Annotated in this window: 14 protein-coding genes; 3 read left to right on the plus strand and 11 right to left on the minus strand. The window is 55.4% G+C overall.

The window, feature by feature from the left end:
- Positions 1-229 (plus strand): FlgD immunoglobulin-like domain containing protein (locus ABIK48_04375; protein MEO0021389.1); only part of this gene is annotated, 229 nt, incomplete at its 5' end.
- 62 nt (positions 230-291) lie between these two features.
- Here the strand turns inward: ABIK48_04375 and ABIK48_04380 are convergent.
- The 11 genes from ABIK48_04380 to ABIK48_04430 form a co-directional block, all read right to left on the minus strand.
- Positions 292-741, minus strand: coding sequence for a GAF domain-containing protein (locus tag ABIK48_04380; protein ID MEO0021390.1), 450 nt, complete (start codon positions 739-741; stop codon positions 292-294).
- Entirely contained in the window at positions 738-1,844 is a 1,107-nt protein-coding gene (locus ABIK48_04385; protein MEO0021391.1) for an aminopeptidase, read from the minus strand. Before ABIK48_04385 ends, ABIK48_04380 begins: the two co-directional genes overlap by 4 nt.
- A 21-nt stretch (positions 1,845-1,865) precedes the next feature.
- Positions 1,866-3,236, minus strand: coding sequence for an MFS transporter (locus tag ABIK48_04390; protein ID MEO0021392.1), 1,371 nt, complete (start codon positions 3,234-3,236; stop codon positions 1,866-1,868).
- Entirely contained in the window at positions 3,220-4,380 is a 1,161-nt protein-coding gene (locus ABIK48_04395; GenBank protein ID MEO0021393.1) for a glycosyltransferase family 4 protein, read from the minus strand. Before ABIK48_04395 ends, ABIK48_04390 begins: the two co-directional genes overlap by 17 nt.
- A gap of 55 nt (positions 4,381-4,435) precedes the next feature.
- On the minus strand, positions 4,436-5,650 hold the full coding sequence (locus tag ABIK48_04400) for a pyridoxal phosphate-dependent aminotransferase (GenBank protein ID MEO0021394.1): 1,215 nt from the start codon (positions 5,648-5,650) through the stop codon (positions 4,436-4,438).
- A 17-nt stretch (positions 5,651-5,667) separates the two neighbouring features.
- Positions 5,668-6,942 (minus strand): pitrilysin family protein, encoded by a 1,275-nt coding sequence (locus ABIK48_04405; GenBank protein MEO0021395.1) that lies wholly within the window; start codon positions 6,940-6,942, stop codon positions 5,668-5,670.
- Positions 6,943-6,993: 51 nt separating this feature from the next.
- The gene (locus tag ABIK48_04410) at positions 6,994-9,207 is read right to left on the minus strand and encodes a polyribonucleotide nucleotidyltransferase (protein ID MEO0021396.1); all 2,214 of its coding nucleotides are present in this window, start codon (positions 9,205-9,207) and stop codon (positions 6,994-6,996) included.
- Positions 9,208-9,211: 4 nt separating this feature from the next.
- Positions 9,212-9,481: a 30S ribosomal protein S15 gene (gene rpsO, locus ABIK48_04415; GenBank protein MEO0021397.1), complete on the minus strand. Its 270-nt coding sequence runs from the start codon at positions 9,479-9,481 to the stop codon at positions 9,212-9,214.
- Positions 9,482-9,589: 108 nt separating this feature from the next.
- Positions 9,590-11,032 carry an ATP-binding protein gene (locus ABIK48_04420; GenBank protein ID MEO0021398.1) on the minus strand — a complete coding sequence of 481 codons (1,443 nt, stop codon included), beginning with the start codon at positions 11,030-11,032 and terminating at the stop codon, positions 9,590-9,592.
- 184 nt (positions 11,033-11,216) lie between these two features.
- The gene (locus tag ABIK48_04425; protein MEO0021399.1) at positions 11,217-11,465 is read right to left on the minus strand and encodes a hypothetical protein; all 249 of its coding nucleotides are present in this window, start codon (positions 11,463-11,465) and stop codon (positions 11,217-11,219) included.
- Positions 11,465-12,109 carry a nitroreductase family protein gene (locus tag ABIK48_04430; GenBank protein ID MEO0021400.1) on the minus strand — a complete coding sequence of 215 codons (645 nt, stop codon included), beginning with the start codon at positions 12,107-12,109 and terminating at the stop codon, positions 11,465-11,467. Before ABIK48_04430 ends, ABIK48_04425 begins: the two co-directional genes overlap by 1 nt.
- Positions 12,110-12,139: 30 nt before the next feature.
- Between ABIK48_04430 and ABIK48_04435 the strand changes: the two genes are divergently transcribed.
- A complete protein-coding gene (locus tag ABIK48_04435; GenBank protein MEO0021401.1) occupies positions 12,140-13,138 on the plus strand; it encodes a PhoH family protein in 999 nt (332 codons plus the stop codon).
- Positions 13,113-13,529 (plus strand): rRNA maturation RNase YbeY, encoded by a 417-nt coding sequence (ybeY, locus tag ABIK48_04440; protein ID MEO0021402.1) that lies wholly within the window; start codon positions 13,113-13,115, stop codon positions 13,527-13,529. The genes ABIK48_04435 and ybeY overlap by 26 nt, the downstream gene beginning before the upstream one ends.
- The last annotated feature ends 58 nt before the right edge of the window (positions 13,530-13,587 follow it).

The raw sequence follows: 13,587 nt of genomic DNA on the forward strand, positions 1-13,587 counted from the left end.
CCGGCTTGCCTGGCAGCTGCCGGCAGGAGGCAGGGTCCGGCTGACCGTCTATGATGCGAGCGGGCGGCTGGTGCGCACTATTCTGAGTGGTGAGCTGGCAGCGGGCAGGTATCAGGCATACTGGGACTTGACCGATGAGCAGGGCCGGAGAGTGGCAAACGGGCTGTACCTCTGCCGGCTGGAGACGGCAGACCACAGCGTTACTACCAGAGCGGTGCTGCTGCACTGAGCCGGCTTTAACAGTAAAGGGGGCGGTAGAAATGCCGCCCCCTTTGATTTTAACCGGCTTGATCAGACATGCTCTGCCAGCAGTTTTGCCACCTTTTCCACCAGCTCAATCTCATCCCGGGTAAAGGCATCGGGAGCGCTGGCGTCGATTGTAATTTCACCCCAAAGTTTTTCATCCCGGATAATCGGCACCACCAGTTCGGAGCGCGTCTCAGCAAAGCAGGTCAGATACCGGGCATCAGCACGGACATCCGGCACCACCTCGGTCCGCATGGTCACCGCCACGGTGCCGCAGATTCCCCTGCCCACCGGAATCTTCTCATAACCGGAGGGAAATTTCCCCTGAAACGGACCGAGCACTAGCTCCTTGCCGATCAGTCTGAATATACCGACCCAGCTGAACTGGGGGAAGTGCTTCTTCAGCGCCATCACCACCCGGGCTTGAGCATCTTCACTGCGCTGGCTCGAACGGAGCAGTGTCTGAATCTCATCTAGCTGCGCCTGATATTTCATATTACAAACACCCCCTCTTTCATAATCAGTTTCCCGTCACCGTAGACCGCATATCCCGGCTGGCGGGTGTCGCAGATCATGTCCCAGTGAATTGCCGATTTGTTTTTCCCGCCGGATTCGGGGAGTGAGGCGCCCAGTGCCATATGGATCGTGCCGCCGATTTTCTCATCAAACAGCGTGTTTTTGGTAAACCGCTGAATTGAGTAGTTGGTACCGAACGCCAGCTCACCGACCCGCGCTGCCCCCTCATCGGTCGCAATCATCGCCTTCAGCAGGTCCTCACCTTTATCTGCCTTTGCCTCAACCACCCGGCCCCGCTCAAAGACCAGCCGCACGCCGTTTACCTCCTTCCCCATATAAACTGCCGGAAAATGAAAATGAATCTTCCCCTCGGTCCGGTCCTCTTCCGGTCCGGTGAACACCTCGCCGTCCGGGAAGTTCACCCGGCCATCACAATTGATCCATTTTCTGCCCCGGACTCCGAAGGTGATATCGGTACCATCACCGACAATCCGGATGGTCTTGAACCGGCTCAGCTTCCGGATCAGCCGGGCTTGACGCCGGGAAACCTCCTGCCACTCCCGGATCGGATCGCGCTGCTCCAGCTTGCCCGCGCCATAGACAAACTCCTGATACTCAATCAGCGCCATCTCCGCATCCTGAGCTGAGGAGGGTGTCGGATAGAGCGTGCCGACCCAGCGCAGTTTTCCCGCCGCTTCGCGCCGGAGCCGGGTTTCAAACAGCGGCTTGCGGGCACGCTGAGCAATTGCCAGCCGCTTCGGATCGATATTGGTAAACTCCTTCGTGTTCCAGCCGCTCCAGACATAAAGCAGGGCATCCGCCTTTTCCACCTCCAGCCTTTCGGTCGGACTGACAAAACTCAACTGCCTTTCACTGGCATAACGGTAGAAAAGAAATGCCGCATCCGCAATCCCCACCCGCATCGTAACATAGGCACCGGTCTTGAGCGCTTCTACCAGCGCCGCCTTGTATAGCTCCTCAGCATTAGCTGGTCCGATCATCACCAGCCACTCATCCCTTTTCAGACGCAGACTGTAATGAATCAGCACCTGCGCCAGTTTCTCAACTCTGGGATCAAACATCGCAACTCCTCCTTTTCATTATTATCCGATCTGCCGCCGCCGGGTCAGAATAAAACCGGCGATGCTTCCCACAACCACCAGAATTCCAAACCCGAAGAGCAGCCGCCGGCTGGAAAAGAAATTGGTCAGCTGACCGATAATCAGGGCGGACAGCGCAAAAAGCATATGCAGCAGCCAGTCCCGGGTTGAAAATATCCGTCCCCGTACCTCCTCGCCAACCGATTCATGGAGCAGGGTATCCATCCCGATATAAACCGGTGAAAGCGCCAGCCCGGCGATAAAAACCAGTGGCGCCACCGGTGCAAATGTCTTGGATACTGCCAGCCCAGCTGCTACCAGTCCCATTACCAGAAAACACAAAAGTATCACCTTGTGCTTTTTCACCCGGTGTCCGAACGCTCCGAACACCAGCGAGGAAATCAGCAATCCGATCGACCCAATTGCCGCCACATAACCCACCCCCTTTGTCCCCAGCCCGACACCTCCCAGCTCCCGGCTGGACTGGATCACCGGTACATACAGAACCACCACCGCTGCTCCCAGTAACACCATCAGAATAATTGAGGAGTAGACAAAAAGCACTGCCGGCTGATTTCTCACCACCAGCAGCAGTTCCTTTACGCTCTGGATCATTTTCGACTGCTGCTTGATAAAAAGCTCCACCTCCGCCGGTTGCAAACCTGCCTTTTTTTCGCCCGCTGCCAGCCGCTTGAAAATAAAAAGCAGCGCCAGGACCGAAACAAAATAGGTCAGGGCGTCAATGTAGAACCCCGCGGTCCAGACCGGCCTGATCCCCAGCCGCAGCCAGCCCGACCAGTCGACGATCAGCCCACCGAGCACCATCCCGGCAAAGGTTGCCACCCGGCCGATGATGTTGAGAAAGGAGTTTGCACCCAGCACCTTGTCCTGGCCCACAAGATTGGGAATAATTGCCATCCGGGCGGTATTAAAAAAAAGCCCGAACAGAAAAACGAGAAAAGCGAGAAAATAAACGAGCAGGAACTGTCCGGTCAGTAGTGCCAGAAATGGAATCAGCAGTACCAGTACCGTGCGGAACGAGTCACACACAATCATCACCTTTCTTCGGTCCCAGCGGTCAACAAGGACTCCGGCGAGCGGTCCGAACAACACTACGGGCAGTGCCACCACTACTGAAAGATAGGAGATCGCCCGGGCACTGTCCCAGCCGAATCTGCTGGAAAAAAAGGCAATCATTGCCAAGAGCGCCATGTAGTCAAGTTTGTCGCCAAACAGCGAGAATGCCTGCGAAACTGCAAAGATGACAAACTCCGGAATCTTTAGCACCGGCACGAGCTGACTCCGGCGCTTCGGGTCCAGCACCGCTTCTGGTGAAATCTCGGCTGTAATTTTAATTTTATTTGTACTGGACACTTTTCAGATGAACTCTTGGCACCGGATACCGCTCAGCGAGCTCCTGATAAAACCTTTCCACCTGTAAGGCGATATTTGCCCAGGAAAACTCCTGCGCGTGTCTTCTGCCATTTTCCCCCATCTGCCGCGCCAGCTCCGGTTCCTTGAGCAGTTTTATAATCGCCAGGGCAATCGCCTCCGGATCGCGCGGCGGAACCAGAAACCCCTCCCGTCCGTCGGTCATTACCGTCCGGTAACCGGTAATGTCAGATGCCACCACCGGCCTTGCGGTTGCCATCGCTTCCAGAAGCACAATCCCGAAACTTTCATAACCGATTGCCGGGGAGCAGAACACATCGCAGGTCCGGTAGTATCTCGGCCGCAGCTCTCCGGGAATCAGACCTGCCCAGTAAACATGAGACTCAACCTCACGGTCCAGATAATCCTTGTAGGCATAACCGAAAAGACCGGTGCCGACTACAACCAGCTGGACATCGGGAATTTCCCGGACTATCTTCGGCAGTGCCATCAGCAGATACTTCAGCCCCTTGCGGGGTTCAAACCTTCCTAAAAAAAGTATCTTCGGCCGGCCGTTATTGAGCTCCGGAATCGGCTCGACATCAGGCTTGAAAAAATCCACATCAACACCATTGGGAATAATCCGGTAATTACCCGGGAAATATTTGGCTGTTGAATCCCGGGCGGCGGTTGAGACCGCAATCAGACCATGAATTGCCCGGAAATAGGGCAGAAGCAGCGAGCGGCACAGCGCATAGCCGATGCTCTTGTCATGGCTGGCATGAAAGGTAAAAACATTGATCGCCCGGGAAACCCGCAGCGCCACCAGCGGCAGGGTCGGCGCCAGTGAGCCATGGAGATGAATCACATCAAACCGCTCCTGCTCAAAAAAACGCTTCACCCGGGCAAAGGGACGGAACGCCACCGGTACCCGGGCAAATGATTTATTGGAACGGATCACCAGTCCCCGTCCCACCCGGAAAACCTGATCCTCATCCGGCACTTTATCCAGACAGGCAAGACTCTTTCCCCCCACCCGGGTAGTGAGAATTTTCACCGTATGCCCCCGGCGTCGAAGTTCAACCGCGAGATGATGAATATGTTCCGCAATTCCACCAATATACGGGTAATAATTATCCGATACCATGCAGATCCGCATATCAAACCTTTACGCCGGATTCCTGAGCTGTCGCCACTCTATTTTATCCCCCCTGCAGATAGGCTGCAAGCCCGGCCTTAAGAATTTCAACCGCCCGGACCAGAGCTTCACACTCCAGCACATAGGCAATACGCACCTCATTTCTGCCCAGTCCGGGGGTGGCGTAAAAGCCGTTCCCCGGTGCCACCATTACCGTTTCATTGTTCACATGAAACCGCTCCAGCATGAAGATGGCGAACCGCTCGGCGTCATCTACCGGCAGTCCCGCAATCAGATAAAATGCCCCCCGGGGTGTCGTAAATTCAACCCCCGGAATCTTCGCCAGCTCGGCACAGAGCACATCGCGCCGGCGGCGGTACTCATTACGCACCTGCTCAAAATACTCGGGCGGAATTTTTGCCGCCTCCTGTGCCGCCAGCTGGTCGATAGTCGGCGGACAGAGCCGTGCCTGTCCGAACTTCAGCATTGCGGTCATGAACTCGCGGTTTCTCGAAACCACACAGCCGATGCGCGCCCCGCAGGCGCTGTATCGCTTGGAAATGGAATCGACCATTACCGTCCGGTCCTCCACCCCCTGCAGGTTAAGTACACTTATCGGCTTAACTTCTTCATAAACAAATTCACGGTAGACCTCATCGCCGATCAGAAACAGATTATACTCCAGCGCCAGTTCCTTCAATAGCATCATCTCCGGTTCTGTATATACTACCCCGGTCGGATTACCGGGGTTGGAAAAGAGAATCGCCCGGGTCCTGGGGGTGATCAGTCGGACAATTTCATCCTTTCCCGGGAGAGCAAAACCCCTGGTTCGGAGGGTCGTAATCGGCACAACCTTTACTCCCGCCATGATTGCGAATCCGAGATAGTTGGTGTAGAACGGCTCTGGCACCAGAACCTCATCGCCGGGATCGCATACCGCCTGCAAAGCAAATGCAATTGCCTCACTGCCACCGGTGGTTACCAGAATATTCCCCTCTTCAACCGCAATTCCCGCCCGGTGGTAATAGTCTACCAGCGTCCTGATATAGCTCTTCAAGCCGGCAGAGTGACCGTACTCGAGAATCTTGATATCAATCTGCCGGTAGCCATTGATAATTTGGGCCGGGGTCTCGATATCCGGCTGTCCGATGTTCAGATGATAAACCTTGATTCCCCGGGCTTTCGCCTGCTCAGCGTATGGCACCAGACGCCGGATTGGTGAAGCCGGCATGACCCGGGCTCGCGCTGATAACCGTAACTCCTGTGTTGGGTTTATCATACTTTCCTCTCCTTTGCTCAGAATATAACCTTTTTCATCTCTGCTTCCGGCACCGGACCAACCGCACTGCCATAAAACCGTTCTTCAATCACCAGCTCCTCAATCAGGCTGTTGACCTGTTCCCAGGTCACCTGATTATATGCAGCGATGATCTCCTCCCAGGTCTGAACCCGCCCCAGGATCAGATAGGCACGGCTCAGCCGGAGCATCCGGTTAATCGGGCTTTCCATTCCCATAAGCACCGCACTCCGGGTCATAACCAGCGCCCGTTCGAACTCATCGCGGCTGATCTTGTCCGTTCTGAGTCGGCGCAGCTCCTCCTTCAGCACACCGATACACCTTGCCAGTTTCTGCTGTTCTGCAGAAAGGTAAACTGCCAGCAATCCGGTATCCTGATAAAGCTCGATAAAACTGCCCACTGAATATACCAGCCCCTCCTCCTCCCGCAGCCGCTGAAACAACCGGGATGAGACGCCACCGCCGAGCGCGGTATTCAGCACCGCAAGGGCATAGCGTCTGGAATCCGCATAGGAGAACACCGGGACCGCCAGACATAAATGGACCTGAGAAATATCCGGCCGGTGACGGACAAGAAAACTCCGCTGACCGGGCAGACTGGATTGACGCACCGACTGGCCGCATTTTTGATTGCCAAAATCAGAAAGCAACGCCACCAGTTCCGTGTGATCAACCGCGCCCACCGCCACTACAACCCCGTTCTCAGCGCAGTAATGACTCTGATAGAACTCACTCAGATCCCGGCTCGTAATCGGAGCGATGGAATCAAGAGTGCCTATAGCCGGCCGACCGAGCGGACCGTCACCGAACAGGGCTGTAAACAGTAGATTCAGCGCACAGGACTCGGGATCCTCATCCCCGGCTCTGATTTCCTCCCGGACCACCTCCTTTTCCTTGACAAGCTCCGGTCCGGCAAAGGCAGGGGCGGTGAGAATCTGGCGCATCAGGCCTACAACCACCCTGCTCTGATCTTTGGGAAACCGGGCATAAAAGCAGGTCCCCTCTTTATCGGTAAACCCGTTGAGCTCCGCACCATGGGATTCGGCAATGATATTAATCGTTTTGGCATCCAGCTCCTCGGTTCCCTTGAAGATCATATGCTCAATCAGATGGGCGATCCCTGCCCGGTCTGGCGGGTCATCCCGCGCCCCGACACGATAGGCAAGCCCCAGCGACACTGAATGGAAATGGGGCAGTTTTTCGGTAATAACAAACATGCCACCCGGCAGCCGGGTGGCATGGATCTCCGGAATTTCCCTCTCACCCCGCTTCATCTTTCCACTTCACTTTAACACTGTCCGGTCAATTATTCCTCTTCCCACCTGTCAATGCCTGGGCCGGTGCTGATGTGTCTGACCCCGTGAACTGCCGGTTCGGGTCTGCTGCTGTGCCCTCCCAGGCCGGGGGCGCCGGTCGCTTTTCCCTGTATCATCTGAAACCGGAATCTCTCCCCGCTCCTCCATTGCCTTTTTCCGGGACAGATTTATCCTCCCCTGCTCGTCAATCTCCACCACTTTTACCCATACCCGGTCGCCGACCTTCACCGCATCGGTCACCTGGCGGTAGCGCTCCGGTCCCAGCTGGGAAATGTGAATCATTCCCTCCTTGCCGGGCAGAATTTCCACAAACGCTCCGAAGTTCATGATCCTCGTCACCGTTCCCTGGTAAATCTTGCCCACCTCCACCTCTGCCACCAGCGACTCAATCCACTCCTTCGCCTTTCTTAAATTATCCGGATTGGTAGCGGCAATGGTAACCGTCCCATCATCCTCGATATCAATAGTGGTATTCGTCTGGTCAATGATCTTCCGGATGGTCTTACCGCCCGGGCCAATCACGGTGCCGATTTTGTCCTTGTCAATAACAAACGAAACAATTCTCGGCGCATACTTTGAGATTTCCGGCCGCGGCCGGTCAATGCAGGCGTTCATCACCTCCAGCACCTTCAGCCGCGCCCGGGTCGCCTGTTCCAGCGCCTCATGGAGGATGGAATAGGGCACACCGCGGAGCTTAAGATCCAGCTGAATGGCAGTTATGCCGGCACTGGTGCCCGCCACCTTGAAATCCATGTCACCATAATGATCCTCATCACCGATGATATCGGTCAGAATCCGGTACCGGCTGTCCTCCTTCACCAGCCCCATGGCAATACCGGCAACCGCCGCCTTTACCGGCACTCCCGCATCCATCATTGACAGCGATCCCGAGCAGACCGACGCCATTGAAGAACTGCCGTTGGATTCAAGAATATCCGACACAATCCTGATCGTATAGGGAAACTCCTCTTCCTTCGGCACCACCGCCTGCAATGCCCGCTCTGCCAGATCGCCGTGCCCGATCTCCCGGCGGCCAGGACCGCGCAGCATCCGCACCTCACCAACAGAAAACGGTGGAAAGTTGTAATGAAGCATGAAGGACTTCTTCTCCTCCATCGCCAGCTCGACATCATCAATGATCTGCTCATCCGACTTTGTCCCCAGAGTCGTGGTTGCCAGTGACTGCGTCTGTCCGCGGGTGAACAGTGCTGAGCCGTGTGCTCGGGGCAGAACGCCGACCGCGCACTCAATCGGCCGGAGCTCATCCAGCGCCCGGCCATCGAGCCGCTCGCTCTTGTCCAGGATACGGTGCCGCACATCAGCGGCAATGATTTCCTCCAGGACCGCCTGGATCGCCAGCTCCGCATCCGGGAACTTTTCACTCAGTTTCTCCACCACCTCTTTAGCGAGCTCCTGGCGCGCCTGACTCCGGCTGCGCTTATCCTTGATGTCATTGGTTGCCCGTGCCCGTTCTGCCGCCAGTTCCTGAACCGCTGCCCGGAGCTCGTCACTCATCATCGGTGCTGCCGGCCTGACCTTCGGCTTGCCCACCGCCGCCTGCAACTCCTTCTGCAGTTCGATCGTCTGCCGGATCACAGGCAATGCCAGCTCACATGCCCGGTCAATATCACTGATCGTTACCTCGCGCGCCTGTCCGGCAATGGTCATGATCAGATCGCCCTCAATCCCGACAAACAGCATTGACATTTCCGCCTCATCCAGCTGGCTCATCGGAGGATTACACACCAGCTGTCCGTTAATCTTTCCTACCCGGCAGGCACCAATCGGGCCCAGAAACGGAATCTCAGAAACGGTCAGCGCTGCCGACGCCGCAATCAGACTCAGAAATTCACTTTCATTCTCCATATCAGTGGATAGGAGGTAAGCGATAATCTGAGTTTCATTCCGGAAGTCATCCGGGAACAGAGGACGGATCGGACGGTCAATCAGCCGGCAGGTCAGCGTTTCCTTGTCGCGCGGCTTCCCCTCCCGCTTGAAAAATCCGCCCGGAATCTTGCCGGCAGCATAAGCCAGCTCCCGGTAATCCACTACCAGCGGGAAGAAATCCTGATAGCTCTCAAGTGGCTGCTTGTTATAAACCGCACTTGCCAGCACCACCGAATCGCCGTAACGGGCCAGAACCCCGCCATCTGCTTGGCGGGCAACACGGCCAAACTCCAAAGACAGGGTCCGGCCGCAGACCTCGGTCTCGACGCGGTGCATAAACCTAACCCCGCAATCCGAGACTGGCAACTATTTTCTCGTAACGGTCCTGATGATGCTTTGCCAGATACTGCAGATGCCGGCGCCGTTCATTCACCAGCTTGATCAGCCCCCGCCGGGAATGCTTGTCCTTCTTGTGCACCTTGAGATGCTCGGTCAGCTGATTAATCCGTTCGGTCAGAATTGCAATCTGCACCTCGGGTGAACCGGTATCCCGTTCGTGCAACCGGAAGGTGGTTACCAGCTTCTGCTTCTTTTCCTTGCTTAAAGCCATATACTCCTCTTCTTTATTATTCTATACCATAACCAAACCGTTTGCGATGTCAACAAGTGGAACATCCCCTCCAATCCGGGATGTCATCTCCGTTACCCGCACCAGCACCTAAAAACCGATGGGCATTGATTCCTGTTTTCTGATCTCCTCGCCGGCTGCCGATTCCAGGTCCGCCATCGTAATCGGACGCTGCTCCCGGGCAGCTGCGGTTACCGCCTTCAGCACCACATTCTTGATTTTGCCTCCGGACAGGGCAAAACGGACTGCCAGCTGAGCAAATGAGACATCAGGGGCAAGTTTGGGACAGCCGGCAAGAAACTTCTGCCAGATTCGTTCCCGTGCAGCTACATCCGGGAGTTCAAACTTCAGCCGGAGCAGGAGCCGGCGCTCAAATGCGGGATCGAGCGCAAAGTCGCGATTGGTAGTCAGGATCATCAGCCCTTCATAACGCTCCAGCTCCTGCATCAGGATATTGGTCATCAGGTTGTGCCCGCGGTCGGAAGAGTGGCTTTCATCCAGCCGCCGGGCGAAGCATGCGTCCGCCTCATCAAACACCAGCACACACCCCGCCTTCCTCGCCTCCTCAAATACCATCCGGACATTTTTTTCCGAATCACCAAACCATTTACTGTAAAGCTGGTCATACCGCACATAACCCAGCGGTCTTTTCAACCGCCGTGCGATCGCCTCGGCGGTTGCGGTCTTGCCCGTTCCGGGCGGTCCATAGAAGAGCATTGTTGTCGCCCGGCCGTAGGGAATCATATCGTCAACCCCATAATTCCGGAGCGCACACGCCAGGTGCTCAAACTGCCAGAGCGCATCCTCAATCCGGCTGAGGTGAGTCTGCGGCAGTATCAGCTGTTCAAGGCTCACCTCCGGCTCCTTGATCCAGATCAGTCGCTGCTGATCCGGGGACTTTAAAACCCTCTCCTTATCGCTTTTCTTTTTCCCCGGATTGTCCTGTCCGCAGATCCTCCAGAACGCCTCTTCGGTGATTTCGTATTCCGCTGACAGAGGATTGTCATCAAGGGCCCTTAACCAATGCCAGTCCATTTTTATCAGCCCGTTGCTCACCAGCCTGCCCTCAGGACTCAGAAGGGTCAAGTTCGCAATCAGATCCGAGAACCCGCCTCCCAGCATTAGCACCAGATCTCTTCCGGAAAGGGCATCACCGTTCAGCCAGGCAAAGAAAAGCAGAAGCAGGATCAGCTTCTCCTGGTGGGAAAGACCGAACTCCGCACACAGTGCCTCCAGCGGAATCTGGTAACCGTTTTTCTGCGCCCGCTCAACGATCTCCTCCAGCCGACGGCGCAACTCTGCCGGCTCAGGGGTATTAGAAACCTTCTCAGGAGTTCTGCTACCCTGAACCTCTTCGCTGTTGCGCTTTTTATGCTGGTATTTCTGTAAACACCCCTCCTCAGATTCCAACCCCGCCATCAGCCAGTTCACCACTCGGCTTGAATTCAACCGGAAAGGGTACGGCTGAGAACTGATGAGCGATGCGAGCAGACTTCTTGCTGCCTCGAGATACTCAACATTGTACTGCTCCACAAAACCTCCTTTTCAGCACTTTTCTCTATAATAAATAGTAATTTTCACCCCCCAAAAGCAGAAATATTTTTAATTTGATTTAATTCTGATAACTATTGGAGAAAATTGTACTTAGAAATAAACCCCGGGGATCGGTAGATTAATTGATTTCTAATTATTTGAATTATTTATTCTTGCGTTAAAATCACCCGCGTGTTAACTTCCGCTTTCTGCTGTCAATAACACCTTTAATCCTGACCGCCGCTCCGGTAATGATCAGTAGTATCAGGCCCAACCCGACAAAAACCCCACCCCACCGGAACCAGGAATGAACCGGCAGCATTTCCCAGAAGCGGTCAAAAACCAGAATCAGGACGCCGGTGATTCCGGTAATGGCGAGAAATGGGGTAAAAATCATTCCGGTGACAACATGCAGCTGACGCAGCCTTTTCATCACCCCTCCTTTCCAGCTAGGTAACGGTTGAGAAACATCACCTGTTCCATGGGCAGCCGTTCCGGCCGCTGCCTTTCGGCTGCAATCTGTTTATCCGAGAGCACCGGGCTGAGCTCGGAGGCGTGCCGGCCGATAATGATCAGGGTGATTACGTTATACTCCTCCGGAATCCCCAGGATCTCCCGGACCTTCTTCGGGCTGTAACCGGCGATCGGGTGTGCCACCAGCCCCAGCTCGGTGGCCCGGAGAATCAGGAATGCCACTTGCATCCCGGTATCAAACAGGTAATACTCTCGATCACGGATAACGCAGTCCAGCTCCCTTTTGGTGAATACCGCGACAACCATTGAGGCTGCATAACACCACTCATTTCCCGGACTGAAAACCTCTTTTAACCGTTCCAGCTGCTGCGGTTCATGGACAAATACAAACCGTGCCGGCTGATTGTTGAAACAGGTTGGCGCCAGCTGGGCATGCCGGGTCAGGTCTCTGATCAACTCTTCATTAATCGCCACCGGTGCCAGCGAACGGTAAGCCCTTCTCTTTTCTATTGCCTCGGCAACGCTCATTTCTGCCTCCTTTCTTAGTGAAATTATACCGGTCTTGCCTGATCGGTCAAAAACCGGTAGCCGCTTATTTGACATCCCGGGCACCCCGGGGTAAAATGATACCGGTTGCGATACCTCATTCCTGCTGAAGATGTGGACCAGGTGGAACTGCTTGGTCCCGCCGACATGAACCTCACCACCATTGCCCGCTACTACCGGACCTATATCGTCTACCGCGACGGCCTGCTCCGCCTTTCCGGTCCCCGTGCCGAAAAAACTGAACTGCAGCAGCTCTTTGACCGGCTCATTGCCCGGTGCCGCCGGGGTGAACGGATTACTCCGGAACTGATTGAAGCGGAAATCCGGCGCCTGCGGGAGGAAAAGGGAACACTCAATGAGCCCTCCAGCCCGATCCTGGAAAAAACGCCCATCGCGCCGGCAGATATGACAGTAATTCATACCCCGCGCAAAACCATTGTGCCCAAGAGTGCCAACCAGCGCCGCTATCTTGAAGCCATCAGTGAGAACGACATCGTTTTTGCCATCGGACCGGCAGGAACCGGGAAAACCTACCTTGCGGTTGCAGTTGCAGTTCACGCTCTGATTGCCGGCCGTGCCAGCAGAATAATCCTAACCCGTCCGGCGGTTGAAGCCGGCGAGTCGCTCGGCTATCTGCCCGGCACCTTCAAGGAAAAAATTGACCCTTACCTCCGCCCGCTCTACGATGCGCTTTTTGACATGCTGCCGCTTGAGCGCACCCAGCGGCTGATTGAGCAGGAGGTAATCGAAGTTGCCCCGCTCGCCTTTATGCGCGGCCGGACCCTCTCGGATGCCTACATCATTCTTGACGAAGCCCAGAACACCACCTCCACTCAGATGAAGATGTTTCTCACCCGGCTCGGCTGGAACTCCAAGGCGATCATCACTGGCGACATCACTCAGATTGACCTTTCAGAAAAATACCGGTCCGGCCTGGTTGAGGCGGAAAAACTGCTTGCCGGCATCCCGGGCATCTGCATTGTTCATTTTGACAAAAGCGATGTTGTCCGCCCGCCGCTGGTTTCAAGAATTATTCACGCCTACGAAAACAAGGGGGATAATGGGCAGACCGAATCACAAAAATAAACTCCGGCTCTGCATCTTCGGCACCCGGGACCGCCGACTGAAACGGGAAATCAACCGGCTTCTGCACCGGCTGCAGCCGGTCATTAACTCCCGCCTGCTTCCGGGTGAGATTAATATCATCTTTGTCAGCAACCGGAAAATCACCGAACTCAACTACCGCTTTCTGGGTCGCAACCGGCCGACCGATGTCCTGTCCTTCCCCTTACCGCCGGTCAGTAACGGACCCGCAAGTGGATGCGTACGGGGAGAAATCTACATCTCCCGGGAACAGGCGCGGTTGCAGGCAAAGGCTGCCGGCATCAAACTCCATACCGAACTTCTGCAGCTGGTGCGCCACGGCCTGCTTCATCTTGCCGGTTTCTCCCATCGGGAGATAAACCGGCTGCCCTGATTTTAATTTGCAAAGATGCCCGCCATGCAACCGCAACCGGAAAACCGGAGCTGAACCC

Source organism: candidate division WOR-3 bacterium, from assembly GCA_039801085.1.
In the GTDB taxonomy this organism is placed as follows: Bacteria; Hydrothermota; Tepidihabitantia; order Tepidihabitantales; family Tepidihabitantaceae; genus JAOABP01.